The organism is Streptomyces sp. DG1A-41 (genome assembly GCF_037055355.1).
In the GTDB taxonomy this organism is placed as follows: Bacteria; Actinomycetota; Actinomycetes; order Streptomycetales; family Streptomycetaceae; genus Streptomyces.
Map to the genome: position 1 here is coordinate 1,874,823 of NZ_CP146350.1, position 24,378 is coordinate 1,899,200.

The 24,378-nt window shown below is 71.8% G+C and carries 27 protein-coding genes and 1 pseudogene; 13 read left to right on the forward strand and 15 right to left on the reverse strand.

Annotated features, from left to right (window positions below; translation table 11 throughout):
- Nucleotides 1-34: 34 nt before the first annotated feature.
- From V8690_RS08815 to V8690_RS08825, 3 genes are all read left to right on the forward strand, one after another.
- Entirely contained in the window at nt 35-1,564 is a 1,530-nt protein-coding gene (locus tag V8690_RS08815) for a S8 family serine peptidase (RefSeq protein WP_338777088.1), read from the forward strand.
- A gap of 58 nt (nt 1,565-1,622) precedes the next feature.
- Nucleotides 1,623-3,143, forward strand: coding sequence for a S8 family serine peptidase (locus V8690_RS08820; protein WP_338777089.1), 1,521 nt, complete (start codon nt 1,623-1,625; stop codon nt 3,141-3,143).
- Between the two features lie 113 nt (nt 3,144-3,256).
- Nucleotides 3,257-4,231: a CopD family protein gene (locus V8690_RS08825; protein WP_338777091.1), complete on the forward strand. Its 975-nt coding sequence runs from the start codon at nt 3,257-3,259 to the stop codon at nt 4,229-4,231.
- 23 nt (nt 4,232-4,254) lie between these two features.
- Here the strand turns inward: V8690_RS08825 and V8690_RS08830 are convergent, their stop codons facing one another.
- Complete coding sequence (locus tag V8690_RS08830) at nt 4,255-4,935, reverse strand: lysoplasmalogenase (protein ID WP_338777093.1); 681 nt, start codon at nt 4,933-4,935, stop codon at nt 4,255-4,257.
- Nucleotides 4,932-5,879, reverse strand: coding sequence for a sterol desaturase family protein (locus V8690_RS08835; RefSeq protein ID WP_338777095.1), 948 nt, complete (start codon nt 5,877-5,879; stop codon nt 4,932-4,934). The genes V8690_RS08830 and V8690_RS08835 overlap by 4 nt, the downstream gene beginning before the upstream one ends.
- A 295-nt stretch (nt 5,880-6,174) precedes the next feature.
- On the opposite strand from V8690_RS08835, the gene V8690_RS08840 reads away from it, so the two are divergent.
- The 3 genes from V8690_RS08840 to V8690_RS08850 all read left to right on the forward strand — a co-directional run bounded on the left by V8690_RS08840 (nt 6,175) and on the right by V8690_RS08850 (nt 8,339).
- A complete protein-coding gene (locus V8690_RS08840) occupies nt 6,175-7,176 on the forward strand; it encodes a DEDDh family exonuclease (RefSeq protein ID WP_338777097.1) in 1,002 nt (333 codons plus the stop codon).
- 79 nt (nt 7,177-7,255) lie between these two features.
- Nucleotides 7,256-7,489: a hypothetical protein gene (locus tag V8690_RS08845; protein ID WP_338777099.1), complete on the forward strand. Its 234-nt coding sequence runs from the start codon at nt 7,256-7,258 to the stop codon at nt 7,487-7,489.
- Nucleotides 7,490-7,538: 49 nt separating this feature from the next.
- Nucleotides 7,539-8,339, forward strand: a complete 801-nt coding sequence (locus V8690_RS08850) for an SURF1 family protein (RefSeq protein ID WP_338777101.1) — start codon at nt 7,539-7,541, stop codon at nt 8,337-8,339.
- Nucleotides 8,340-8,366: 27 nt separating this feature from the next.
- Here the strand turns inward: V8690_RS08850 and V8690_RS08855 are convergent, their stop codons facing one another.
- The 5 genes from V8690_RS08855 to V8690_RS08875 all read right to left on the reverse strand — a co-directional run bounded on the left by V8690_RS08855 (nt 8,367) and on the right by V8690_RS08875 (nt 12,130).
- Entirely contained in the window at nt 8,367-8,693 is a 327-nt protein-coding gene (locus V8690_RS08855) for a hypothetical protein (protein ID WP_338777102.1), read from the reverse strand.
- Between the two features lie 198 nt (nt 8,694-8,891).
- Nucleotides 8,892-9,302 (reverse strand): hypothetical protein, encoded by a 411-nt coding sequence (locus V8690_RS08860; RefSeq protein ID WP_338777105.1) that lies wholly within the window; start codon nt 9,300-9,302, stop codon nt 8,892-8,894.
- Between the two features lie 161 nt (nt 9,303-9,463).
- Nucleotides 9,464-9,637 (reverse strand): YbdD/YjiX family protein, encoded by a 174-nt coding sequence (locus V8690_RS08865; RefSeq protein ID WP_078945501.1) that lies wholly within the window; start codon nt 9,635-9,637, stop codon nt 9,464-9,466.
- Nucleotides 9,638-9,651: 14 nt separating this feature from the next.
- Nucleotides 9,652-11,823, reverse strand: a complete 2,172-nt coding sequence (locus V8690_RS08870; RefSeq protein WP_338777107.1) for a carbon starvation CstA family protein — start codon at nt 11,821-11,823, stop codon at nt 9,652-9,654.
- Between the two features lie 82 nt (nt 11,824-11,905).
- The gene (locus V8690_RS08875; protein ID WP_338777108.1) at nt 11,906-12,130 is read right to left on the reverse strand and encodes a DUF3311 domain-containing protein; all 225 of its coding nucleotides are present in this window, start codon (nt 12,128-12,130) and stop codon (nt 11,906-11,908) included.
- 178 nt (nt 12,131-12,308) lie between these two features.
- Here V8690_RS08875 and V8690_RS08880 point away from each other — a divergent pair, with 178 nt between their 5' ends.
- From V8690_RS08880 to V8690_RS08900, 5 genes are read left to right on the forward strand one after another with little or no spacing between them, the layout of a single operon-like run.
- Nucleotides 12,309-13,871, forward strand: a complete 1,563-nt coding sequence (locus V8690_RS08880) for a sodium:solute symporter (RefSeq protein WP_338777110.1) — start codon at nt 12,309-12,311, stop codon at nt 13,869-13,871.
- A complete protein-coding gene (locus V8690_RS08885; RefSeq protein WP_338777112.1) occupies nt 13,868-14,464 on the forward strand; it encodes a sigma-70 family RNA polymerase sigma factor in 597 nt (198 codons plus the stop codon). Before V8690_RS08880 ends, V8690_RS08885 begins: the two co-directional genes overlap by 4 nt.
- Nucleotides 14,461-14,793 carry a hypothetical protein gene (locus tag V8690_RS08890; protein WP_338777113.1) on the forward strand — a complete coding sequence of 111 codons (333 nt, stop codon included), beginning with the start codon at nt 14,461-14,463 and terminating at the stop codon, nt 14,791-14,793. The genes V8690_RS08885 and V8690_RS08890 overlap by 4 nt, the downstream gene beginning before the upstream one ends.
- Nucleotides 14,794-14,826: 33 nt before the next feature.
- On the forward strand, nt 14,827-16,620 hold the full coding sequence (locus tag V8690_RS08895) for a glycoside hydrolase family 15 protein (protein ID WP_338777114.1): 1,794 nt from the start codon (nt 14,827-14,829) through the stop codon (nt 16,618-16,620).
- Between the two features lie 5 nt (nt 16,621-16,625).
- Complete coding sequence (locus V8690_RS08900) at nt 16,626-17,381, forward strand: SDR family oxidoreductase (RefSeq protein ID WP_338777115.1); 756 nt, start codon at nt 16,626-16,628, stop codon at nt 17,379-17,381.
- Between the two features lie 63 nt (nt 17,382-17,444).
- On the opposite strand, the gene amaP is transcribed toward V8690_RS08900, so the two are convergent.
- From amaP to V8690_RS08925, 5 genes are read right to left on the reverse strand one after another with little or no spacing between them, the layout of a single operon-like run.
- The gene (gene amaP / locus V8690_RS08905) at nt 17,445-18,032 is read right to left on the reverse strand and encodes an alkaline shock response membrane anchor protein AmaP (RefSeq protein ID WP_338777116.1); all 588 of its coding nucleotides are present in this window, start codon (nt 18,030-18,032) and stop codon (nt 17,445-17,447) included.
- Entirely contained in the window at nt 18,029-18,721 is a 693-nt protein-coding gene (locus V8690_RS08910; protein ID WP_338777118.1) for a DUF6286 domain-containing protein, read from the reverse strand. The genes amaP and V8690_RS08910 overlap by 4 nt, the downstream gene beginning before the upstream one ends.
- Entirely contained in the window at nt 18,718-19,101 is a 384-nt protein-coding gene (locus V8690_RS08915; protein ID WP_338777120.1) for a hypothetical protein, read from the reverse strand. Before V8690_RS08915 ends, V8690_RS08910 begins: the two co-directional genes overlap by 4 nt.
- Entirely contained in the window at nt 19,098-19,280 is a 183-nt protein-coding gene (locus tag V8690_RS08920; RefSeq protein ID WP_086852176.1) for a hypothetical protein, read from the reverse strand. The genes V8690_RS08915 and V8690_RS08920 overlap by 4 nt, the downstream gene beginning before the upstream one ends.
- A gap of 49 nt (nt 19,281-19,329) precedes the next feature.
- The gene (locus V8690_RS08925; protein WP_338777126.1) at nt 19,330-19,803 is read right to left on the reverse strand and encodes an Asp23/Gls24 family envelope stress response protein; all 474 of its coding nucleotides are present in this window, start codon (nt 19,801-19,803) and stop codon (nt 19,330-19,332) included.
- A gap of 88 nt (nt 19,804-19,891) precedes the next feature.
- Between V8690_RS08925 and V8690_RS08930 the strand changes: the two are divergent.
- Nucleotides 19,892-20,607 (forward strand): annotated as a pseudogene (locus tag V8690_RS08930) (nucleopolyhedrovirus P10 family protein).
- Nucleotides 20,608-20,665: 58 nt separating this feature from the next.
- Here V8690_RS08930 and V8690_RS08935 read toward each other — a convergent pair.
- The 3 genes from V8690_RS08935 to V8690_RS08945 form a co-directional block, all read right to left on the reverse strand.
- A complete protein-coding gene (locus V8690_RS08935) occupies nt 20,666-21,469 on the reverse strand; it encodes an enoyl-CoA hydratase/isomerase family protein (protein WP_338777127.1) in 804 nt (267 codons plus the stop codon).
- A gap of 106 nt (nt 21,470-21,575) precedes the next feature.
- Nucleotides 21,576-21,794 carry a helix-turn-helix domain-containing protein gene (locus tag V8690_RS08940; RefSeq protein WP_010037790.1) on the reverse strand — a complete coding sequence of 73 codons (219 nt, stop codon included), beginning with the start codon at nt 21,792-21,794 and terminating at the stop codon, nt 21,576-21,578.
- A 335-nt stretch (nt 21,795-22,129) separates the two neighbouring features.
- Nucleotides 22,130-23,728: an ABC-F family ATP-binding cassette domain-containing protein gene (locus tag V8690_RS08945; RefSeq protein ID WP_338777141.1), complete on the reverse strand. Its 1,599-nt coding sequence runs from the start codon at nt 23,726-23,728 to the stop codon at nt 22,130-22,132.
- 233 nt (nt 23,729-23,961) lie between these two features.
- Here V8690_RS08945 and V8690_RS08950 point away from each other — a divergent pair, with 233 nt between their 5' ends.
- Nucleotides 23,962-24,375, forward strand: coding sequence for a VOC family protein (locus tag V8690_RS08950; RefSeq protein ID WP_338777142.1), 414 nt, complete (start codon nt 23,962-23,964; stop codon nt 24,373-24,375).
- Nucleotides 24,376-24,378 lie beyond the last annotated feature (3 nt).

Here is a 24,378-nt window from a genome sequence, read left to right on the forward strand (position 1 = left end):
GGCCGGTTTCGTTTCCGGAGGATGTGGAGACCCCATGTCTCATCTGCGTTCCAGACGTCGGCTCGCTCTCGCCGTGCCCGTCGTGCTGTCACTGACGGCCTCGCTGGGCTTCCTGCCCGCCGCCGCGTCGGCGGCCCCGCGCGCCGAGTCGGCCGCGCGGACGGCGGACGCGCCGAAGCTGGCGTACGTCGTCAACACCAAGGTGGACCGTCGCACGATCGCGTCGGTGGAGAAGGCGATCGGCGCGGCCGGCGGCACGGTCGTGGCCACCTACGAGCGAATCGGGGTGATCGTCGCCCACTCCTCGAACCCCGACTTCGCCAAGACCGTCCGCACGGTGCGCGGGGTCCAGTCGGCGGGTGCGACGAGGACGGCCCCGCTGACCGCCGCGGGGACCAAGGAAGAGGGCGCGGCCGAGTATCTGACGGCCGCCCAGGCGAAGCGCACCCAGGCCGCCTCGGCGAACACTCCCGAGAGCGAGCCCCTCGAGGCCGACCAGTGGGATCTGCGCGCGATCGGCGCCGACAAGGCCGCGAAGATCAATCCGGGCAGCCCCGAGGTGACCGTCGCCGTGATCGACACCGGCGTGGACGACACCCACCCGGACATCGCCCCGAACTTCTCCGCGTCCCAGTCCGCCAACTGCGCGGGCGGCAAGCCCGACACGAGCCAGGGCGCCTGGCGGCCGTACACCCCGGAGGACTACCACGGCACGCACGTGGCCGGTGAGATCGCCGCCGCGCGCAACGGAATCGGCGTGGCGGGCGTCGCACCCGGTGTGAAGGTCTCCAGCATCAACGTCACCGACCGGGCGAACGGCCTCTTCTACCCGGAGAGCGTCGTGTGCGCCTTCGTGTTCGCCGCCGACCACGGCGTCGAGATCACGAACAACAGCTACTACGTCGATCCGTGGCTGTACAACTGCATGGACGACCCGGACCAGCGCGCTGTCGTCGACGCGGTCAACAGGGCGCAGCTGTACGCCCAGAAGAAGGGCACGCTCAACGTCGCCGCGGCGGGCAACTCCAACCACGACCTGGACGCGGACGCGATCGTCGACGACTCCAGCCCGAACGACACCACTCCCGGCGAGCGCACCATCGACCCGCACGAGTGCTTCGACATACCGACCCAGCTGCCGGGCGTCGTCACGGTGAGCTCGACGGGCGTCAACAACGTGAAGTCGTACTTCTCGACGTACGGCAAGGGCGTCGTCGACGTCGCGGCGCCGGGCGGTGACCGGCGCTACCAGATACCGGACACGCCCTCGAAGGACGGCCGCATCCTGTCCACCATGCCGAACGGCGCGTGGGCCTTCCTCCAGGGCACCTCGATGGCATCCCCGCACGCCTCCGGTGTGGCCGCGCTGCTGAAGTCCAAGTACCCGTGGGCGTCCCCCGCCCAGCTCCAGGCCCTGTTGAAGGCGCAAGCCGACCGGACGGCCTGCCCCGAGTCGTACGACCAGGACGGTGACGGCACGCAGGACGCGGTGTGCGAGGGCGGCGAGCGCGTCAATGGCTTCTACGGGTACGGCATCGTCAACGCGCTGCGCGCGGTCGAGTGACGCGCGCTTCCAGACCTCCCGCACAGTCCGCCCGTTCCGCGAACGAACTGGAGACACCATGACAGCGCCGCACGCGCGCTACCGCCGCGCCGTCGCGATCCCGGCCGGGATGGCCATGGCAACGGCCCTCGCGTTCCTGCCGAACACCACGGCCACGGCCGCCGACGAGGCACCCGCGGCGGCCTCGGACGACGCGGCCTCGCTCAGCTACGTCGTCAACGTCAAGCCGGGCCACGGCACTTCGGCGTACGTGAAGAAGGCCGTCGGAAAGGCCGGCGGCACGATCGTGACGTCGTACGACCAGATCGGCGTCATCGTCGTCCACTCCTCGAACCCCGGCTTCGCCAAGACGATCCGCGCGGTGCGCGGCGTGCAGTCGGCCGGCGCCACCCGCACCGCGCCGCTGCCCACGGCGGCGACGACCGACCTGGGCACGCCGAAGGCGCTGAGCGCGGCCGAGGTCGCCAAGGCCAAGGCCCCTGCCGGTCAGGACCCGCTGGAGCCCCAGCAGTGGGACCTGCCCGCCATCAAGGCGGACAAGGCGCACGAGAAATCGCTGGGCAGCAAGAAGGTCACGGTCGCCGTGATCGACACCGGCGTCGACGACACCCACCCCGACATCGCGCCCAACTTCGACCGTGGCGCGTCGGTCAACTGTGTCTCGGGCAAGCCGGACACGTCCGAGGGGGCCTGGCGGCCGGGCGCCTCGGAGAGCCCGCACGGGACGCACGTGGCGGGTGAGATCGCCGCCGCGAAGAACGGCGTCGGTATGACCGGTGTCGCGCCCGGGGTGAAGGTGTCCGGCATCAAGGTGTCCAACCCGGACGGCTTCTTCTACACTGAGGCCGTGGTGTGCGGCTTCGTGTGGGCGGCCGAGCACGGCGTCGACGTGACGAACAACAGTTATTACACCGACCCGTGGTACTTCAACTGCAAGAACGACCCGGACCAGAAGGCGCTGCTGGACGCGGTCGGCCGTGCCTCGCGGTACGCGGAGAAGAAGGGCGCGGTCAACGTCGCGGCGGCCGGCAACGAGAACCACGACCTCGCGGCCGACGAGATCACCGACCCGTCGTCCCCGAACGACTCCACGCCGGGCGAGCGGGTCGTCGACCCCTCGAAGTGCCTTGACATCCCGACCCAGCTGCCGGGCGTCGTCACGGTCGCGGCGACGGGCGCCAAGGGCATCAAGTCGTCCTTCTCCAACTACGGCCTCGGCGTCGCCGACATAGCCGCCCCGGGCGGCGACTCGACCGCCTACCAGAAGCCGGAGCCGCCGGCCACGAGCGGCCTGATCCTGGGCACGCTGCCCGGCGGCAAGTGGGGCTACATGGCCGGTACGTCGATGGCGTCCCCGCACGTCGCGGGCGTCGCCGCCCTCATCAAGTCGACGCACCCGTACGCCTCTCCGGCCCTGGTGAAGGCCCTCCTGTACGCGCAGGCCGACGCCACGCCGTGCACGGACCCGTACGACATCAACGCCGACGGCAAGGTCGACGCGGTGTGCGAGGGCTCGAAGAACCGCAACGGCTTCTACGGGTGGGGCATCGCGGACGCGCTGGACGCGGTGACCAAGTAGAGCTCGCACGGAGGCAGTCCGGGCCGGGCGGGGACACCCGCCCGGCCCGCTGCGTTCCTGCGGCAGTTCTCCTGAACTTGCCCAGCCATGTGAAGGCTGGTGAAGATCTCGGGGTGACCTTGAAAAGACCCGTCGCCGTCCTGGTGCTGGTGGCACTGGCCGCGCTGATTCCGCTGCTCGGCCCGTCCACCGCGCTGCGCGACACCGGGGAGACCTCCGCGCCCGGCGCCGGCGGCATAGCGCTGCTGCGTACGGTACTGTTCGCGGCCCTGTGCGTACCGATCGGCGAGCTGTTCGTGAACCGGCTGGCGCGTTCCGTGCCGGGCGTGCAGGGGGCCGGCGGCCGACCGGTCGTGCCCGGCAGTTGGTCGCCGCCCGCGGCCGCCGCCGGTTTTGTCGCCGCCCTCGGGCTCGCCTCGGTCGTGGCCACGGGCAATCTCGTCCCTGACGGCCTGTCGGACATCGACGTCGGCGGGCTCTACGCGTCCCGGGACGGCAAGCTCGCCCTGCTGGAGGTCAACGCGTTCCTCGTGGCGGGGCTGTGTGCGGTGTCGCGCCGGCCGGCCACGCAGCTGTGGCCGCTGGCCGCCGTGGTGGTCGCCGAGGCCCTGCGCGCGCACCCCGCGACCGAGCACACCCCGCTGACCGGCTCCGGGCTGACGCTCGTCCACCTGACCTGTGCGGCACTGTGGGTGGGCGGTCTGCTGCACGCGCTGCGGACCCTGCGGCCGTGGCACGGCCGGTACGGCATGGAGGCGGGAGTGGCCCTGCTGGGTCTCTACGCGCGCGTGGCGGCGGTTCTGCTCGCCGTCATCACCGCGACGGGCGTGTGGAGTTCACTGCGCCGGATGCCGCCGGAGACGATCCTGGAGCAGCTGACGGCGACGGCGTACGGGCGCGCCCTGCTCGCCAAGGTGCTGTTCGTGGCCGCCGTCGCCGCCCTCGCCCTGTGGGCGCGGCAACGGCTGCGCCGGGCGGCCGAACCGCTGACCGCCTGTGCGCCGGCGCGGGCGGAGGTGGTCGCGCTGGGCCTGGTGGTCGCCGTGTCCGGACTGCTGACTGCCCTGCCGCTCCCGATCCGCTGGTGACGCTCCCCGTCCGCTGGTGGGCCTCAGACGGCGCGCATCTCCCCGTACGTGGCGGCCGGCGCCCTGCGCGCGTTGAGCGCCCCGAGCGTGCCGCCGGCCAGGAGGGTCTGTGCGGCGATGTACGTGAGCATGATCCAGAAATCCGGGCCGGGCGGCTGCGGCCAGTCGGCGACGCCGGTGGCGATGAGCGTGTCGGAGAGCAGGAAGAGCGCACCGCCGAGTCCGGCGAAGAGGCCGAACCGGATGGCGGCCCGGTACGCCATGGCCGTGAGCAGGAGGCTGTACCCGGCGACGGGCAGGCGCAGGTCCGCGGGCAGGTCCGGCCACAACAGCGCGACGGTCGCGACGAGGGCGGTGGCGTAGCCCAGGGCGAGCAGGCCCGCACGCGCGCGTGGGACCGCGTACCGGCTGCCGTGCGTCCGGAAGAGGGCGAGGTAGCAGATGTGTCCCGCCGCGAAGCAGCCCATGCCGGCGAGAAAGGCCGGCTCGGCGTCGGACAGCAGCAGCACGTCACCGCCCCAGCCGAACAGCAGGGCGGCCACGAGCGGCCGGGGTGCCCGGCGCAGGACGGCCCAGAGCGCCAGGAGCGGCATCAGCAGCGGCTTGGCGGCGGTGTGCCCGGCGTCGAAGCCGGCCGCGAGGGAGACGAGGTCGGTGACGGCGGCGAGCCCGAAGGCGCCGAGGAGGAGTCGGGAGTGGCTCACGCCGATGTGCTCTTCCCGACGGGCGACGAAGCCGGGGCCTGGGCCTCGGACGGAGCCGCAGCCGTACGGGCGGAAGCCTCGGTCGTACGGGGGGTGAGCGCCGGTGCGGCGGCCGGCGCAGGCCCCCACCCCGGCCCCCGGAACACGCGCCCGGCGCGCTCGCGCCAGTCGCGCGCCGCCTTCAGATCCTTCGCGATCGAAACGTACTCGTGCGTCGCCACCTTCAGCGGGTTGTACGTGTTGATGTTCTTGGTCAGTCCGTACACCGGCCGCACGGTCTCGGCGACGAAGGACCCGAACAGCCGGTCCCAGACGATGAGGATGCCGCCGAAGTTGCGGTCGAGGTAACCGCCCTGGGAGGCGTGGTGGACGCGGTGGTGCGACGGGGTGTTGAAGACGAACTCGAACCAGCGGGGCATCTTGTCGATCCGCTCGGTGTGGATCCAGAACTGGTAGACGAGGTTCGCGGAGGAGCAGAACGCGAGCGCGGCCGGGTGCACTCCGGCAGCGATGAGGGGGACGTAGAACGGCCATACGGTCAGGGACGTCCAGGGCTGACGCAGCGCGGTGGTGAGGTTGAACTTCCGGCTGGAGTGGTGGACGACGTGGCAGGCCCACAGGATGCGGATGACGTGGTGGCCGCGGTGGGACCAGTAGTAGAGGAAGTCCTGCGCGAGCAGCATCAGCGGGACGGTCCACCACAGGACGGGCACGCGCAGGGGCGTGAGTTCGTACAGGGCCGTGTAGACGGCGACGATCGGGATCTTCCAGAGGAAGTCGAAGGCGAGGCTGGCGAGCCCCATGCCGATGCTCGTCGCGGCGTCCTTCGCCTCGTAGCCCGCCGCGTCCTCGTCGGGATGGAGACGGTAACTCACCATCTCGACCACGGTGAGCAGCACAAAGGCGGGTATCGACCACAGCACGACATCGGGCAGGTTCGGCATGCCTGAACCGTAGAACCGCCGATCCGCCCCGGCCAGACGTTGTTACCCACAAGTATTACCGACGGTACGCGCTTGCTTCTTGGCGATCTCCGCCAAACCGAGCGGAACGACAGGGGGGAGACGATGACCATCGCCCGCGAACCCTGAGACCGCTGTCCGGAACTCCTGAGCCTCGATCAGACGTACGCCTCGTGAACGGACAGACCGGACAAGACACCTGAGGGGGCATCGGAAGGGCGGAGCTCGCGCACCTGGCGGACGGCGGTGTCGGTCGTGGCCCGTATCCTCAGGAACCATGCTGGAAGACCTGACGACCGCAGCGTTCTCTCCCACGTCGTGGCCGGCCGCGTATCCCCAGGGGTACGCGGTCGTTGACGTGGAGACCACGGGCCTGGCCCGGGACGACCGCATCATCTCCGCGGCCGTCTACCGGCTGGACGCGCGCGGCGAGGTCGAGGACCACTGGTACACGATGGTCAACCCGGAGCGTGACCCCGGCCCCGTGTGGATCCACGGACTAACAAGCGAGGCGCTCGAGGGCGCGCCCCTCTTCCAGGACATCGCCGAGGAGTTCACGGCCCGGCTCCAGGGGCGGGTGCTCGTCGCGCACAACGCCGCCTTCGACTGGCAGATGATCGCCCGGGAGTACGCGCGTGCGAAGTGCGAGGCGCCGGTGCGGCAGCGGCTGTGCACCATCGCGCTCTCCAAGGAGCTGGGGCTTCCGCTGCCCAACCACAAGCTGGAGTCCCTCGCCGCGCACTTCGGCGTCATCCAGCGGCGGGCGCACCACGCACTGGACGACGCGCGCGTGCTGGCGGAGGCGTTCCGGCCCAGCCTCAGGGCCGCGGCGGCGAACGGCGTACGGCTGCCGCTGCACGAGTGCCGGCCACTGACGGAGTGGTCGGACCGCCCCGCCACGCCCCGCATCGGCCAGCAGGCGGGCCCACGAGGCTACGGCGGCTACCGCCAGACCAGTTGGCGCCCCTCCCGGAAGCGGCCCGCCTGCCCCTACCCCAACCCGGGGCGCTACGAGGCGGGCGGGCGGCTCAAGCAGGGCATGCGGGTCGCCTTCTCCGGCGACACCTCGACCGAGCGCGAGCTGCTGGAGGACCGGGCGACCGAGGCCGGGCTGCACGTGGCCACCAGCCTGTCCCGGCTGACCAGCCTGCTCGTCACCAACGACCCGGACTCGGGCACGTCCAAGGTGGTCAAGGCCCGGCAGTTCGGCACGCCGATCGTGGACGAGGCGGCATTCGGGCAACTCCTCGCGGATGTGGAGCCGGCGTCCGAGGGGTGACCGTACGGACGGGTGATTGACGGGCGACTCGCCCGGTGGCCACTCGCCCGGGCCGGGGCGACGGCTCACCCTGTGGCGCATGGCGACCTGTGAGGTATGTGGCAATCAGTACGGAATGACCTTCGAGGTGCATGCGCAGGGGGCGGTGCACGTCTTCGACTGCTTCGCCTGCGCGATCCACCGCATGGCCCCCATCTGCGAGCACTGCCGGGTACAGATCATCGGCCAGGGCGTCGAGGTCGACGGCCACTGGTACTGCGGCGCCCACTGCGCCCGCGCGGAGGGAAAGGTGGGAATTGTCGACAAGGTCTGAACCCGTACCCGGCTGAATACACCCCACGACCGAGTTGTACGGTCGTGGGGTGTACCGCTTCCTGATGTCCCGGCAGTGGGTGATCCTCACGTTGATCGCCCTGCTTCTCATCCCCACGATGATCAGGCTGGGCATCTGGCAGATGCATCGCTACGAGGAGCGCACCGCCCGGAACCAACTGGTCACCGACGCGCTGGCGGCCGAGCCGGTGCCCGTGGAGAAGCTGACCGCGCCCGGGCACACCGTCACCAGCGCCGAGCGGTACCGGACCGTGACCGCGAAGGGCCGCTTCGACACCGAGGACGAGGTCGTCGTCCGCCGCCGCACCAACTCCGACGACGAGGTCGGCTACCACGTCCTGACCCCGTTCGTCCTCGACGACGGCAAGGTTCTGCTGGTCAACCGGGGCTGGATCCCCTCGGACGGTCCGAGCCAGACCGCGTTCCCGAAGGTCCCCGCACCGCCGAGCGGCCAGGTGACCATCGAGGGGCGGCTGATGCCCGACGAGACGACCTCGGCGAGCGGCATCAAGGACCTCAAGGGCCTGCCGGACCGGCAGATCATGCTGATCAACAGCGAGCAGGAGGCCCGGCGCCTGGACGCGCGGGTGCTCGGCGGCTACATCGCGCAGACGGCGCCCGATCCCGAGGGCGACACCCCCGAGCTGCTCGGCGACCCTGGCAAGGAGGACGCCGCGCTGAACTACGCGTACGCCGTCCAGTGGTGGCTGTTCGCCGCCGCCGTCCCGGTCGGCTGGGTGGTTCTGGCCCGCCGCGAGGCCCGGGACCGGGCGCAGGCGGCGGCCGCCACGACGGAGCAGGACAGGGAGTCGCAGCCGGCCACGGCGTGACGCCGTCGGTCCCAGCCGTGGCTGTCGTCAGTCGGCCGGGCCGTCCCGCCAGTAGGGGAAGGACCGTTCCGGCTCGGGCAGCAGGTCCCACGGATGGCGTGTCATGCGGCGGCCGACGCGCCGCAGGACGAGTGCGGCCTCGGCCGGGCGGTGGGCGCGGGTCAGGGCGAAGGCGAGCAGGTCGAGGCCGGTCATCGCCTCGGCATGGGGCGCGACGGCGGTGTGGAACCAGCCGGACAGGGCCCGGTCGAGCTCCTCGGCCGCCCGGAGCCCATTCCAGTGACCGCTCGCGCCGATGGCGGCGAGGCCCGTCAGGCCCTGGCGGTGGGCGCCGAACTCCACGCGGGCCGCCACCGGCAGCACGGCGAGCCGTGCGGGGCCTGGACCGCGCTCTGCCAGGCGAAGTCAGCATGTCGGAGAGCGTGCCGTGGCCGCGCGGCGACAGACAGCCCAGCATCTGGTGGTAGGCGCCTCGGTGCCACGGTGCGCGGTTGACGGGCCTCGGGACGCGCGGGCACGGCGTCACGGACCCGGTACGGCACAGGCACGCACTCAGCGAGAACAGGGCCGGCCAGGGCGTCGGATCCCCGGGGCAGGGTCGGCGGCACGCAGACACGCCTGTTCGGCCTGGCGTACGGCGGCAGGGTCACCGACCGGGATCCGGGCAACCGCGGCGCAGGCGGACAGCAGCAGGGCGTCGCCGTGGGCGGGCCGCTCGGCCACCCAGCGCTCGGGGATCGCGGACGGCATGTTCCGGGCGAGGACCGACACCCGGTGTGCCCTGCGGTCCCAGTCCCGTCCTGTGGCGCGCAGCAGCCGGGCGGCGGGCTCCCGGACGGGACGGCTGCTGCCCGCGCCGAGCCCGTGCAGCTGAGGGGACGGTCGCAGTTCGGCGAGGGCCGCGTGCAGGAGGCCGTCGTCGAGTTCTGGGCGGATCAGCAGGGAAGGGCGGCGTCTGAGCATCTCGGCTCGGCGAAGGCGGAGCGGGGCAGGACGAGGCCGGTCGCGCGGCGGGCGTGCCCTCAGGGCTGGGGAGGACACGCCACGCCGCGCCGCCGGGGAACCACGCGACGCAGGACGCCACACGGCCGGGGAACCGCGCGGGAGGACGCCGCCGCGCGGGGTCAGCAGCAGCGGCCGGGCGCCTCGCACTCGCGCTGCGTGGTGCGCATCCGCTGGTACTCGCGTCGGGTCGGCACCGGAGCGTGCGGGTGGTGGCGCCGGTGCCGCTCGCAGTAGCGGTCGTACTCCGTCTCGCCGGTCAGCTCGCGCGCGTACCAGAGCACGGCGTCCAGCATCTTCCGTACGGTGCTCACGGGCCCGCCCCCACCAGCGGCTCGGTGTTCCGCTGCTCGGGGACATCGATGCGGGAGGCGACGTACGGGGCCTCGGTCGTCGGCAGGGGCTCGGTGGCGCGCAGGGCGCGGAAGCACACCACCGCGCAGTTGACCAGGACGATGAGGACCAGCAACAGGAAGATCGCCATGATCACGCCGTCGACGGTGTTGTTCAGGACGATGGTGTGCATGTCGTCCGTGTTCGTGGCGCCCGGCAGCAGCTTGCCGGCGTCGATGGCGTCCGCGTAGACGTCCCGCTGGGCGAAGAAGCCGATCTTCGGGTCGTCCGAGAAGATCTTCTGCCAGCCTGCGGTGAAGGTGACGGCCACGTCCCAGGCCAGCGGGATGCCGGTCACCCACGCCCAGCGCAGTTTGCCCGCCTTGACGAGCATGGTCGTGGTGACGGCCAGGGCGACCGCGGCAAGCAGCTGGTTGGCGATGCCGAACAGCGGGAAGAGCTGCTTGATGCCGCCGAGCGGGTCGGTGACGCCGGCGTACAGGAAGTAACCCCAGGCGCCGACGACCAGGGCGCTGGTGATCCAGATGCCGGGCTTCCAGGTGACCCGGCCGATCGGTTTCCAGACGTTGCCCAGCATGTCCTGGAGCATGAAGCGGCCCACGCGGGTGCCCGCGTCCACCGTGGTCAGGATGAACAGGGCCTCGAACATGATGGCGAAGTGGTACCAGAAGGCCTTCATCCCGGCACCGCCGAACACCCCGGCGAAGATCTCCGACATGCCGACGGCCAGGGTGGGCGCGCCACCGGAGCGGCCGACCAGGGTGTGCTCCTCGACGGCTTTGGCCGCCGCGGCGAGCTGGTCCGGGGTGATGCTGAAGCCGAGGTTCTTCACCGCTTCCGACGCGGTCTGTACCGTCGGGCCGAGCAGCGCGGCAGGGGAGTTCATCGCGTAGAACAGGCCCGGTTCCAGCACGCAGGCGGCGATCAGCGCCATGACGGCGACGAAGGACTCCGTGAGCATGGAGCCGTACCCGATCATCCGGACCTGGGACTCCTTCTGGATCAGCTTCGGCGTGGTGCCGGAGGAGACCAGGGCGTGGAAGCCGGACAGGGCGCCGCAGGCGATGGTGATGAACAGGAACGGGAAGAGCCCTCCGGCGAACACCGGTCCGGCGCCGGTCGAGGCGAACTCCGTCACCGGCTCGGCCTTGAGGGTCGGGGCGGCGACCACCACGCCGACGGCCATCAGGGCGATGGTGCCGACCTTCATGAAGGTCGACAGGTAGTCACGGGGAGCCAGCAGCATCCACACGGGGAGCACGGAGGCGACGAAGCCGTAGCCGATCAGGCAGAAGACGAGCGTCTCGGGGCTCCAGACGAAGTACTCCGCCATCGACGAGTCCTGGATCCAGCCGCCGCCGAGGATGGCGAGCAGCAGCAGGACCACGCCGATGACACTGGTCTCCACGACCTGGCCCGGCCGCAGGTAGCGCAGGTAGTAGCCCATGAAGAGGGCGATGGGGATGGTCATGGTGACCGAGAAGGTGCCCCAGGCCGACTCGGCCAGGGCGTTGACGACGACCATGGCCAGCACCGCGAGCAGGATGATCATGATGGCGAAGACACCGATCAGGGCCGCCGCGCCGCCCACCCTGCCGATCTCGTCCCGGGCCATCTGACCGAGGCTCTTGCCGTCCCGTCGCATGGAGAGGAAGAGGACGATCATGTCCTGGACCGCGCCGGCGAAGATCACGCCCACGACGATCCAGATCGTGCCCGGGAGATAGCCCATCTGCGCGGCCAGCACCGGACCCACCAGCGGACCGGCGCCGGCGATGGCCGCGAAGTGGTGGCCGAACAGCACCCGGCGGTCGGTCGGGTGGTAGTCGACGCCGTCCTCCAGCCGCTCCGCCGGGGTGGCGCGGGTGTCGTCGACCTCCAGGACCCGGCGGGCGATGAACCGCGAGTAGAAGCGGTAGGCGATGGCGTACGAGCCGAGGGCCGCCATCACCAGCCACACGGCGGAGATCTCCTCGCCGCGGGAGAGCGCGAGGACACCCCAGCCGACCGCGCCGACGAGAGCGACGCCGGTCCAGATGAGGATCGACCTGGGGGTCATGCGGGACCGCCGGGGCGGTGGCCCCTCCGGCGCCTGCGGAGCGGATCCGGGCATGGCTGACGTGGACATGGCGACTCCTGGAGCGGTGTGTCGGGTGGTGCTGCGAGGGGTTCCGGAGCGTTGCGGAGTGGTAGCGACGGTGGTGGCGCGATCAGGGACCGTGACGGTCGTCGTGCCGTGTCAGCGCGTAGGCCGCGAGCAGGCAGAGGCCGCACCCCGGTACCCAGGCGAGCTGGTACCAGTAGAAGAACGGCGTACCCGCCAGCCGTGGGCTCGCACCGGCGTACCAGGGGACCCACAGCAGTCCCGCGGCGGGAGCGAGCAGCAGGAGGGCGACGGCTACGCGTCGTAGCCGTGGACGGCCGGTCCGTGCCATGACCTGTGCTCCTCTCCCGTTCGCTGTCGGTCTGTGCAAGAGTTGCGCTTCCGCCGAGAACGGTTGACAGCGGATTTCCAGAAGATTTCCCGCCGGTTTTCTTTCTTCTCCTGTCCTCCGAACCGGCCGCCCGCGCAACCAGCAGGCGAGGGTTCAGGCACACCAAGGACGGTGACCCGTGGCGGATGGCGCCATGACCACGACGTTCCTCGCCGTGATCGGCGGAGCGTCGCTGCTCGCCGTCACCGCGCGCCGGCTGCGCCCCGTCGACCGGCTGCCCTCCCTGGAGGGCTGGGCGCTCGCCGACCGCAGCCTCGGACCCGGGTGGACCTGGCTGCTGCTGGGCGGCACGATCTTCACCGCGTACACGTTCACCGCCGTCCCCGGACTGGCGTACGGCAACGGCGCGCCCGCGTTCTTCGCGGTGCCGTACACGGTGATCGTCTGTCCGCTCGCCTTCGTTCTGCTGACCCGTCTGTGGTCGGTGGCCCGCCGCCACGGGTACGTCACGGCTGCCGACTTCGTGCGCGGGCGGTACGGTTCACCGCCGCTGGCGCTCGTGGTGGCGCTGACCGGGATCCTCGCGACGATGCCGTACCTGGCGCTCCAGCTGCTCGGCCTGCGGGCCGTGCTCACGGCCGGGGGCCTCTATCCCCGGGGAGCGGCCGGTGACCTGGTGATGGTGGCGCTGTTCGCGGGGCTGGCCGTGGCCACGTACCGGCACGGGCTGCGCGCGCCGACGGTGATCTCGGCACTCAAGGCGGTGGCCGTGTTCGTCTCGCTCACGGCCGTGTGCTGGCTGGTCCTGGAACGGCTCGGCGGACCGGGCGCGGTGTTCGAGGGAGCGGCGCGGCGGCTGGCCGGGACGGACACGCCGGACTCCGCCCTGCTGCTCTCCCCCGAGCAGCAGCCCGCCTACGCCACCCTCGCGCTGGGCTCTGCGCTCGCGCTGCTGATGTACCCGCACGTGCTCACCGCCGGGTTCGCCGCCGACAGTCCGCGCACCGTACGCAGGGCCGCCGTGGCGCTGCCCGCCTGGACGGCGCTGCTCGCGCTCTTCGGTTTCCTCGGCATCGCGGCGCTCGCCACCGGGGTGCGGGCGCCCGAGGGCGGAGCCGAGGCCGCCGTGCCGATGCTGGTCGACCGGCTGATGCCGGGGCCGCTGGCCGGACTGGTGTTCGGCGCGATCACCGTGGGCGCGCTGGTCCCGGCCGCCGTGATGTCCATCGCGGCCGCCACGAGCTTCGTCCGCAACGTGTACGTCGAGTACGTCCATCCGACGGCCACGCCGAAGCGGCAGGTGCGCATCGCCAAGGCGGTGTCGCTCACCGCGAAGGTGGGGGCCGTGGCGTTCGTGTTCGGGCTGCGCGACCAGGACGCCATCAACCTCCAGCTGCTCGGCGGCGTGTGGATCCTCCAGATCTTCCCGGCGGTCGCCGTCGGGCTGTTCACCGGGTGGCTGCACCCGCGGGCGCTGCTCGCCGGGTGGGCCGCGGGCATGGCGTCGGGGACGTACCTGGTGGTGCGCGAGGGCTTCTCCTCGGTCGTGCCGCTGGGTACCGGCGCCGGACCGCTGGAGATCTACGCCGGGCTCGCCGCCCTGCTGCTCAATCTGGTCGTCGCGGTGGCCGGTACCGCGGCGCTGACACGCCTCGGCGTCCCGCGCGGCGCCGACGCGACAGACCTGCCGTCCCGCCTGACCGTCAGGCGGCGCCCGGAGACGGGAGCGAACACTCCGTGAGACGCAGACAGAACACCCCGGTCGCCCTGCCACCGGTCCCCGCGCCGGCCGCCCGAGCCGAGCCGCTCGCCCCCGCGGTGAGCGGTCCGGACGACGCGGAGCGGGAGGCCGGCGTCGCCCGCCTCTTCGAGGTGCACTACTCCTCGATGCTGCGCCTCGCCGTCCTGCTCGGCGCGGACGACCCGGAGAACGTGGTGGCCGAGGCGTACTACCAGATCTACCGCAAGTGGCGGCGCCTGCGGGACGCGGCCGCGGCGGAGGCGTATCTGCGCTCCACGGTCTGCAATCTGACGCGGATGCGGATACGGCACCTCCAAGTCGCCCGCAGACACGAGGAGAACCCGCCGAACCCGCCGGACGAGGCGGTCGCCTCCGCGGAGCACGCCGCGCTGCTGCGCGACGACCAGCGCGTGCTCATCGACGCCCTCCAGCAGTTGCCGCCCCGGCAGCGCGAGGCGCTGGTGCTGCGGCACTGGCTCGGCCTGAAGGAGAGCGAGATAGCCGCCGCGATGGGCATCTCCTGTGGTTCCGTCAAGACGCACACGGCACGCGGCATCGCCGCCCTGACCCAGGCGATGGAGGCCCGGCGATGACGCATCGAGATACGACTCCGTCGCGTGGCACCAGTCCCGACCGGCCCGGCCACGGCCGCACCGAACGTGAGCTGCGCGAGGCGCTCGAGGCTCTGGCGGGCGGGGTGCTTCCCGACCCGGACGCGTACCGCACGGCACGCGGCGAGTGGCTGCGGCGCGAACGCCGGCGGCGGCTCGTGCTCGCCGTACTGGTCGCGGTCGTCTTCGCCCTGGCGACCCTGATCGGCCTGTGGGTGCTCAACCAGGCGCCGTCGGACCCGGGTGTCATCTTCTCCGGCGCCGGCTCCCCGGCCGCCTCGGGCCTGTCACTCCCCCGGCCCCTGCCCTGATTGCCGTACCGACTTGCCGGGAACCCGCACTCCGTGCACCCGAGCATCGAGGACTACGCGCTCATCGGCGACGAACAGACCGCTGCCCTGGTCGGCACGGACGGATCCGTCGACTGGCTCTGCCTGCCCCGCTTCGACTCGGCCGCCTGCTTCGCCAGGCTGCTCGGCGACGAGGACAACGGCTACTGGCGCATCGCCCCCGTGGGGGCGGACCGGTGCACCCGGCGCGCCTACCGCCGCGACACCCTCGTCCTGGACACCGAGTGGGAGACCGGGCAGGGAGCGGTCCGGGTCACCGACCTGATGCCCCAGCGCGACCGCGCCCCCGACCTCGTACGCGTCGTCGAGGGCCTGGACGGCGAGGTGACGCTCCACAGCGTCCTCAAGCTGCGCTTCGACTACGGCTCGATCATCCCCTGGGTACGCCGGGTCGACGGCCACCGCGTCGCCGTCGCCGGCCCCGACTCGACGTGGCTGCGCACCGAGCCGGAGGTGCGCAGTTGGGGCGAGGACTTCGGGACGCACGCGGAGTTCACGGTCCGGAAGGGGGAGAAGGTCGCGTTCGTCCTCACCTGGCACCCCTCCCACGAGCAGCGCCCGCCGCTCGTCGACCCGTACGAGTCGCTGCGCCACAGCGTCGAGGACTGGCGGGCCTGGGTGTCGCGCTGCCGCTACGACGGGCCGTACCGGGACGCCGTCGTCCGCTCCCTGATCACCCTCAAGGCGCTCACCTACGCCCCGACCGGCGGCATCGTCGCCGCCCCCACCACCTCACTGCCCGAGGAGCCGGGCGGGGTGCGCAACTGGGACTACCGCTACTGCTGGCTGCGCGACTCCACCCTCACCCTGGGCGCGCTGCTGTCGGCGGGCTACCAGGAGGAGGCCGAGGCCTGGCGGAACTGGCTGCTGCGCGCGGTCGCGGGCGACCCGGCGGACCTCCAGATCATGTACGGCGTGGCCGGCGAGCGACGGCTGCCCGAGTTCGAGCTGCCGTGGCTGTCCGGCTTCGCCGGGTCCGCCCCCGTTCGCATCGGGAACGACGCCGTGAAACAGGTTCAGCTGGACGTCTACGGCGAGGTCATGGACTCCCTGTCGCTGGCCCGCATCTCGGGCCTGTCCGCCCAGCCGGACGTGTGGGCGCTTCAGACGGCCCTGATGGACTTCCTGCGCACGCACTGGCGGCAGCCGGACGAGGGGCTGTGGGAGGTGCGCGGCGGCCGGCGCCAGTTCGTGCACTCGAAGGTGATGGTGTGGGTCGCCGCCGACCGTGCCGTACGCACCCTGGAGCGCCATCCGGAGCTGGACGGCGACCTGGACGGCTGGCGCGCGCTGCGCGACGAGGTGCACCGCGAGGTGTGCGACAAGGGCTACGACCCCGAGCGCAACACCTTCACGCAGTCCTACGGCTCGCGCGAACTGGACGCCGCGCTGCTGCTCATCCCGCGTGTCGGTTTCCTGCCGCCCGACGATCCACGGGTGATCGGCACCATCGACGCGGTCCGCAAGGAGCTGGACCACGGCGGCTTCCTGCGCCGCTACACCACCACCGACTCGGACCGAACGGACGTCGACGGACTGCCCGGCTCCGAGGGCACCTTCCTGGTGTGCTCGTTCTGGCTCGCGGACGCCCTGCACATGACGGGCCGTACCAAGGAGGCCCGGGAGCTGTTCGAGCGGCTGGCCGGACTCGCCAACGACGTCGGCCTGCTGTCCGAGGAGTTCGACCCGGTGTCCGGCCGGCAGCTCGGCAACTTCCCGCAGGCGTTCAGCCACATCGGCCTGGTGAACACCGCCCTCGCCCTGTTCGGGGAGGACGGGGCAGGATAGGGACCATGGATCTTGGACTGAAGGACCGGGTGTACATCGTCACCGGGGCCACCCGCGGCCTCGGCAACGCCTCCGCGCGGGAGCTCGTCGCGGACGGGGCGAAGGTGGTCGTCTCGGGGCGGGACGAGAAGAGCGTCGCCGACGCGGCGGCCGCGCTGGGCCCGAACGCGGTCGGGGTGGCCGTCGACAACGCCGACCCCGACGCGCCGGCCCGGCTGATCGGGGCCGCGCGGGAGCACTTCGGCCGCTTCGACGGTGTCCTCGTCAGCGTGGGCGGGCCGCCGGCCGGGTTCGTCGCCGACAACACGGACGAGCAGTGGCAGGCGGCGTTCGAGTCGGTGTTCCTCGGTGCGGTGCGGCTGGCTCGCGCCGCGTCGGCCGAGTTGGAGGCCGGGGGTGTCATCGGGTTCGTGCTGTCCGGGTCGGTGTACGAGCCGATTCCGGGGCTGACGATTTCGAACGGGCTGCGGCCGGGGCTGGCCGGGTTCGCCAAGTCGCTGTCCGACGAACTGGGACCGCGGGGCATCCGGGTGGTCGGGGTGCTGCCCGGACGCATCGACACGGATCGCGTGCGCGAGCTGGACGCGTTGTCGGCGGATCCCGAGGCGACCAGGGCGGCTTCGGAGTCGCGCATTCCGCTGCGGCGGTACGGGGCGCCCGAAGAGTTCGGGCGGGTAGCCGCGTTTTTGTTGTCGCCGGCTGCTTCCTATCTGACCGGGGTCATGGTGCCGGTGGACGGCGGAGCGCGGCACGGGTTCTGAGCGCCGTTCTCGTCTGCGGGTTCGTGGGGACTCGTCGCGCAGTTCCCCGCGCCCCTGAGTACGTCAACTCACTCTCTCTGGATGGTGCCGGACGCCTTTCAGCCGTACCTCCGCCGGCAGTGACGCGAGGCCCGCCGAGGTTCTGGCGTGGGTCAGGGCGCCGGTCGTCAGGTCGTGCAGGGCCGTGCCCGGATCCACGTGCGGTTCCAGTGCGAGCCGTACGCGGGCCTCGGGGGCGCTGCGGCGGCCCCGCAGGTGGGCGTGGGCCCGGTCGACGCCGTCGACCTGGGACGCCTCCTCGGTGAGGGCGTGCTCCAGGGCCCGGCCGCGCAGCAGGGCGCCCTCGCCGTCGCCGGTGTCCACGAGGACCTCGGCGAGGCGGCGCCGGCGGAGTACCGCGACCAGCCACCACAGGGCGAGCAGCAGCAGAACGGCAAGTACGGCGATGGCGGCCGGCCACCACCAGCCCTCGTCCCGCCAGCGGGTGCGTTCGGCATTGGTCAGCAGCACGTCCTGGCGGCTGTCGTGGATCCACCACGAGGGTGCCGGAGCGCCGAGGCCGACGGCCAGCACGGAGCCGCCCAGCACCAGCAGGACGAGGCCCACCAGTCCGAGGAACACGCGGTTGACGACCCTGAGCATCGCTGTCACTCCTTCCGGCCGGGCCGCCGCACGCGCACCGACAGCGCGGGCGGCCGGGAGAGTCCCAGTCCGCGGACCGCGTCGCTGAGCACGGCCTCCAAGTCGGTTTGTACTTCGGTCAGTTCACGGAAGTGCGACGCGGCGCGGACGTTCGCCCGCCTCCGGCGCACCCGTACCCGTGCCGACTGCACGCCGGGCACTTCCATGGCCCGGTCGCGCAACGCGGTCGCGGCGGCGTCCCGGTCCAGTCCGGCGCGTACGTCGGCGTGCGTACGCCGCATCGGGAGTACGTCCCGCAGGCCGGGCGTGACGGCCAGGACCAGCAGCCAGAGCCCGAGGGCGGCGGCGACCCCGGCCCCGACCAGCACCCAGATGTCGTCGAGGGGCCGGTCGGCGAGCTGCCGGGCCAGCTCCCGGCGCCAGCTCATGACGGGCCGGTCGGCGCGCACGGACGCGATGTCGTACAGGAACAGTCCGGCGAGTCCCAGGAGCAGCAGCGCGACGATGCCCGCCGGGACGCGGCGTGCCGACCAGAAGCGGCCTTCGCGACCGCCCTCGCCGCCGGACACGGGCGGTGTTCCGTTCCCGGCCGCCGACGCGGACTGATCGGGTCCGCCGGTCTCCGACGTGTCGAGGACCGGCAGGCGCTGTGTGGTGCCCTCGGGCTCGGACGGTTCGGTGCCCCGGGGTTCGCTCATCGCGTCCTCCCCTGTACCGCGCCGGGCCCGGCGACCAGGTGCAGCCGCTCCACCTGGACGACGACCTCCGGCACCTGCATTCCCGCCAAGGCGCCCACCCGCTCGACGACCTGGCGACGCACCTGGCGGCAGCGCGCGCCGACGTCGCAGGGGTAGTCGAGTTCGAGGTGGACCCGGACGTGCGCGATCTCGCGGTGGACGACGACGGTGGCGGACGGCCGGCCGGCGTCGGGCGGCAGCGTCCCGACGGCCTCGCGGGCCGCCTGCGAGGCGATCTTCGCGACGACCCGGTCGGCGATCCTGGTCGCGCCGCGCTCGCCCGGCGCGACGACGGTCAGGGGTCTGTCGAGCTCACCCGCCCCAGCGCTCACGGTCGTCACCGCCGCCGTTCACGGGGACGGAAGAAGTCGCCGAAGTCCATGTCCCCCTCCAGGAACCGGCCGACGACGAATCCGACGGCGCCCAGCGCCGCCACCAGTAGGAAGGCGCCGAATCCGCCGAAGTACCCGGCGAATCCCAGTGCCATGCCGGCGATCATGCCGACGACGGCCATGCTCATGCTGCGCTCCTCAGCTCCTCGGTAGCTGCGTTTTCCGGTGGCTGGTGCCTCACTGGATCCGTCGCTCCGGCTCCTCTTCCTCCTCGTCCGGCAACTTCACGTCGCTCACCGCGATGTTGACCTCGACGACCTCGAGACCCGTCATCCGCTCGACGGCGGTGATGACGTTCTCCCGTACCTCCCGGGCCACGTCGGCGATCGACACGCCGTAGTCGACGACGATCTCCAGGTCGAGGGCGGCCTGCACCTCGCCGACCTCGGCCTTCACACCGCGCGACACCGACTTCGCGCCGCCGGGCACGCGGTCGCGCACGGCTCCGAAGGTGCGGGACAGGCCGCTGCCCATGGCGTGCACGCCGTCCACATCACGTGCGGCCAGTCCGGCGATCTTCTCCACGACGCCGTCCGCGATGGTCGTCCGCCCCCGGGAGCCGGGGTCTCCCCCGCCCCGCTTGGTCAGCGGACTCCGGCGTGCCGCCGACGTCTCGGTCTCCCCGCCCCGGTTCTCGGTCATGTCAGTCATTCGCCGTACGTCCTTTTCGGTTGTCGTCCTGCGACCACCGTAAGCATGGTTACGTGGTTGCGCGCCTTTGATGCGGCAGGCTGGAGGAATGACGGCCGACGGGTGGACGCAGGCAGTGAGACATCAGCTGGGTTTCGGCAGGCTCCTGCCGCTGGGTGATGCGCGGGACGGCGCGTGGATCGCCGAGCGGGCGGCCGAGGCGGTGCTGCGGCGCGCGGCGGGGACGCTCCGGGCGTGCGCCTCGGAGCGCTCCGTGTCGCGCTCGCCGATCCGGCGGACACCGGGAGCCCGGCCGTGCCGGCCCCGCCGAGCGGTCTGCCGCCCGGGCCGCTGCGGGTGACGGCGGAGTTCGCGGCCACGGCCTCGCAGCCGCTGCCGACGACGGCGTCCCTGCTGCGGGCGACGCTGGCGACGGCCGCGACGCAGCGACTCGGTCTGACGGTGACGGAGGTGGACCTGCGCGTGACGGGTCTGCTGGGCGAGGAGACGGAACCGCCCGGGCCCGCCGCGCCTCTCCCCGAGCCGCCGCGCGCCGCGCAGGCCGGGGGCGACGACGAGGGTCGCGTCGCCGCCGCCGCGCTCGAGGTCCCGGGCGTGCTTCATCTGACCGGCGCGCTGGGCCACCCCGTGCACATCGAGCAGCTCCCGGGCGACGCCGCGCTGCCGCACCGCCACGTCCGGCTGGAACTCGCGGTGCGCGAGGACCACCGGGCCCGGGACGTGGCGCGCGGGGTCCGCACAGCGGTGCGGACGAAACTGCCGGACCACCCGACGGTGGCGGTACTGGTGACCGGGATCGGCTGAGTGGCCGGCGATGCCCGTCGCGGGTCGCGGGCACCGCGCAGCCAGGAAGCCGCCCGGCTCAGTCCCCGACGCCCGCGAGGTCCCGCAGCCGGCGGGCCTGGGCCTGGCGTTCCGCGCCGCGCTGGGCCTCGTAGGTGCGGTCCTGGGCGCCGCTCAGCAGCGCCTTGGTCTCGATGACCGCGTCGCGGGGAGCGGCGAGCACGGCCGCCGCGAGATCGCGGACCGTGTCGTCGAGTTGGTCGGCGGGCACGGCCACGTTGGCCAGCCCGGTGCTCACGGCCTCCTCGGCCGTGACGAAGCGCCCGGTCACGCAGATCTCCAGCGCGCGGGCGTATCCCACGAGCCCCACCAGCGGATGCGTGCCCGTCAGGTCGGGCACGAGTCCGAGGCTGGTCTCGCGCATGGCGAACTGCACGTCGTCCGCGACGACGCGCAGATCGCAGGCGAGGGCGAGCTGGAAGCCCGCCCCGACGGCGTGCCCCTGGACGGCGGCGACGGAGACGATGTCGCTGCGCCGCCACCAGGTGAACGCCTCCTGGTACTCGGCGATGGTCGCGTCCAGCTCGGCGTCGCTCCCACGCGCGAGGTCGATGAACGACGGTTCCCCGTCGAAGCCCTCGGGCGTGAACGCCTGCCGGTCGAGACCGGCCGAGAAGGACTTGCCCTCGGCCCTCAGCACCACGACGCGGACGGAGCCAGGCAGCTGCCGCCCGGCCTCGGTCAGCGCCCGCCACAGAGCGGGGCTCTGCGCGTTGCGCTTGGCCGGGTTGGTCAGCGTCACCGTGGCGATGGCGTCGTCGACGGTGAGCCGTACGCCGTCCTTGTCGAGTGCGGGAACGAGGTCCTTGTCGGGCGAAGCCATGGACGCCTCCGATGTGTGCGGTCAGCCAAGTGACTGCACAGTAACCACCCGGCCGGTCAGCCGACCGACCGGGTGGCCACCATCGAAGCCGAGGGGCCACCCGGGGTCAGGCCGTGGCCTTTTTACCCCGCGTCGCCCCGCCACGCCCTCGCAGCGTGACGCCCGACTCACTGAGCATGCGGTGCACAAAGCCATACGAGCGGCCGGTCTCCTCGGCCAACGCCCGGATGCTCGCACCGGCGTCGTACTTCTTCTTCAGGTCTGCCGCGAGCTTGTCGCGCGCGGCGCCGGTTACCCGGCTGCCCTTCTTCAGAGTCTCGGCCACCCGTGCCTCCTCATGGGAAGTGCGCTCTGGTCTCCTCATGATCACCCCTCCGGGCCCTGATGGCCACCCATTCGGCAAGGTCCGTGAGACAAGGTTGTGACGACGGGAGCGCATCCCCACAAGCGGAATACGAAATTCCGAAGAGGGGCGTCCGTACAGCCGAACGGAATGCCACGGGAAATGCCAGGTCAGAAAGGCGTCGCGGCCGAGCCCCGAAGAATCGGGGGCGCGGCCGCGCAATCGATGTAGGACACACCTCGGTACGAGGAGATCTCACACAGATGGTGGATCACCGCTAGGCCGAATGATCCATACGCCGTTGATCACGCATTCGATCAAGCGAGGGCGACGAGGTCCGCGTAGTCGGCGCCCCACAGGTCCTCGACGCCGTCGGGCAGCAGGATGATCCGCTCCGGCTGGAGCGCCTCGACGGCGCCCTCGTCGTGCGTGACGAGGACGACCGCGCCCTTGTAGGTGCGCAGCGCGCCGAGGATCTCCTCGCGGCTGGCCGGGTCGAGGTTGTTGGTCGGCTCGTCGAGGAGCAGCACGTTCGCCGAGGAGACCACCAGGGTGGCGAGCGCCAGGCGGGTCTTCTCGCCGCCGGAGAGGACACCGGCGGGCTTGTCGACGTCGTCGCCGGAGAACAGGAACGAGCCGAGCACCTTGCGGACCTCGACGAGGTCCATGTCGGGCGCGGCGGAGCGCATGTTCTCCAGGACCGTGCGGTCGGGGTCGAGGGTCTCGTGCTCCTGCGCGTAGTAGCCGAGCTTCAGGCCGTGGCCGGGGACGACCGCGCCGGTGTCGGGCTGCTCGACGCCGCCCAGCAGTCGCAGCAGGGTGGTCTTGCCGGCGCCGTTGAGACCCAGGATGACGACGCGGCTGCCCTTGTCGATCGCCAGGTCGACATCGGTGAAGATCTCCAGCGAGCCGTACGACTTCGACAGGCCCTCGGCCATCAGCGGGGTCTTGCCGCAGGGCGCGGGCTCCGGGAAGCGCAGCTTGGCGACCTTGTCGGACTGGCGCACCGCCTCCAGGCCGGACAGCAGCTTGTCCGCGCGGCGGGCCATGTTCTGCGCGGCGACCGTCTTGGTGGCCTTGGCGCGCATCTTGTCGGCCTGCGAATGGAGCGCGGCGGCCTTCTTCTCGGCGTTGGCGCGCTCGCGCTTGCGGCGCTTCTCGTCGGCCTCGCGCTGCTGCTGGTAGAGCTTCCAGCCCATGTTGTAGATGTCGATCTGGGCGCGGTTGGCGTCCAGGTAGAACACCTTGTTGACGACCGTCTCGACCAGGTCGACGTCGTGGGAGATCACGATGAAGCCGCCGCGGTAGGTCTTGAGGTAGTCGCGCAGCCAGACGATCGAGTCGGCGTCGAGGTGGTTGGTCGGCTCGTCGAGCAGCAGCGTGTCCGCGTCGGAGAACAGGATCCGGGCCAGCTCGATGCGGCGGCGCTGACCGCCGGAGAGCGTGTGCAGGGGCTGGCCGAGCACCCGGTCGGGCAGGTTGAGCGCGGCGGCGATGGTGGCGGCCTCGGCCTCGGCGGCGTACCCGCCCTTGGTGAGGAACTCCGTCTCCTGGCGCTCGTACTGCTTGAGGGCCTTCTCACGGGTGGCGCCCTGGCCGCCCGCGATGCGCTGTTCGTTGTCGCGCATCTTGCGGATCAGTACGTCCAGGCCGCGGGCGGAGAGGATGCGGTCCCGGGCGAGGATGTCGAGGTCGCCGGTGCGCGGGTCCTGCGGGAGGTAGCCGACCTCGCCGGAACGGGTGATGGTGCCGCCGGCGGGCATGCCCTCGCCCGCCAGGCACTTGGTGAGGGTGGTCTTCCCGGCGCCGTTGCGGCCGACGAGGCCGATGCGGTCGCCCTTGGCGACCCGGAAGGTGGCGTTTTCGATGAGGACGCGGGCACCGGCGCGCAGCTCGATACCGGAGGCGGAGATCACGGACAGACTCCAGGGCGGATACGGGGGCGGGATGGGCGGCTGAGGACGTTCCCGCCGTCTAATGCGCGAGGAGAAAGGCCATGGGGGACAGTCTAACGGGGCGGTGCAACCACTTTTTCTGCGTGCGGGTGTTCGGTTCGTCTCGCCGGGTCGTTGTCAGTGGTGGGTGCCAGACTGAGCAGCAGGACCGGATCATCGGATTTCCGGCGACCGAGCACAAGGGAGTGATCGGTATGGCAGGCACGTCCGGAGGGCGTCCGAGCATCTACCCGACGCTGCTGTACGCCGACGCGAAGGCGGCGATCCGGCAGCTCACGGAGGCCTTCGGCTTCACGGAGCTGTCGGTGTACGAGGGCGAGGACGGCGCGGTGATGCACGCCGAGCTGGTGCAGGGCAACGGCGCGGTGATGGTCGGCACCAAGGGCACCGGCAGCGTCTTCGACAAGGCGATGAAGGACGCGGGCACGACCGGGGTGTACGTCGTGGTGGACGACGTGGACGCCCACCACCGCCGCGCCGTGGACCACGGCGCGGAGATCCTGATGCCCCCGACGGACCAGGACTACGGCTCGCGGGACTACCTGGCCCGGGACCTCGAGGGCAACGTGTGGAGCTTCGGGACGTACGCGCCCGAGATACCGGGCTGACGG

Bases quoted from the DNA above. Each gene is read 5' to 3' on its own strand.
- V8690_RS08815 (WP_338777088.1), top strand. From the start codon at position 35: ATGTCTCATCTGCGTTCCAGACGTCGGCTCGCTCTCGCCGTGCCCGTC.
- V8690_RS08820 (WP_338777089.1), top strand. From the start codon at position 1,623: ATGACAGCGCCGCACGCGCGCTACCGCCGCGCCGTCGCGATCCCGGCC.
- V8690_RS08835 (WP_338777095.1), bottom strand. From the start codon at position 5,879: ATGCCGAACCTGCCCGATGTCGTGCTGTGGTCGATACCCGCCTTTGTG.
- V8690_RS08840 (WP_338777097.1), top strand. From the start codon at position 6,175: ATGCTGGAAGACCTGACGACCGCAGCGTTCTCTCCCACGTCGTGGCCG.
- V8690_RS08845 (WP_338777099.1), top strand. From the start codon at position 7,256: ATGGCGACCTGTGAGGTATGTGGCAATCAGTACGGAATGACCTTCGAG.
- V8690_RS08860 (WP_338777105.1), bottom strand. From the start codon at position 9,302: ATGCTCAGACGCCGCCCTTCCCTGCTGATCCGCCCAGAACTCGACGAC.
- V8690_RS08865 (WP_078945501.1), bottom strand. From the start codon at position 9,637: ATGCTGGACGCCGTGCTCTGGTACGCGCGCGAGCTGACCGGCGAGACG.
- V8690_RS08870 (WP_338777107.1), bottom strand. From the start codon at position 11,823: ATGTCCACGTCAGCCATGCCCGGATCCGCTCCGCAGGCGCCGGAGGGG.
- V8690_RS08875 (WP_338777108.1), bottom strand. From the start codon at position 12,130: ATGGCACGGACCGGCCGTCCACGGCTACGACGCGTAGCCGTCGCCCTC.
- V8690_RS08890 (WP_338777113.1), top strand. From the start codon at position 14,461: ATGACGCATCGAGATACGACTCCGTCGCGTGGCACCAGTCCCGACCGG.
- V8690_RS08900 (WP_338777115.1), top strand. From the start codon at position 16,626: ATGGATCTTGGACTGAAGGACCGGGTGTACATCGTCACCGGGGCCACC.
- V8690_RS08910 (WP_338777118.1), bottom strand. From the start codon at position 18,721: ATGAGCGAACCCCGGGGCACCGAACCGTCCGAGCCCGAGGGCACCACA.
- V8690_RS08920 (WP_086852176.1), bottom strand. From the start codon at position 19,280: ATGAGCATGGCCGTCGTCGGCATGATCGCCGGCATGGCACTGGGATTC.
- V8690_RS08925 (WP_338777126.1), bottom strand. From the start codon at position 19,803: ATGACTGACATGACCGAGAACCGGGGCGGGGAGACCGAGACGTCGGCG.
- V8690_RS08935 (WP_338777127.1), bottom strand. From the start codon at position 21,469: ATGGCTTCGCCCGACAAGGACCTCGTTCCCGCACTCGACAAGGACGGC.
- V8690_RS08950 (WP_338777142.1), top strand. From the start codon at position 23,962: ATGGCAGGCACGTCCGGAGGGCGTCCGAGCATCTACCCGACGCTGCTG.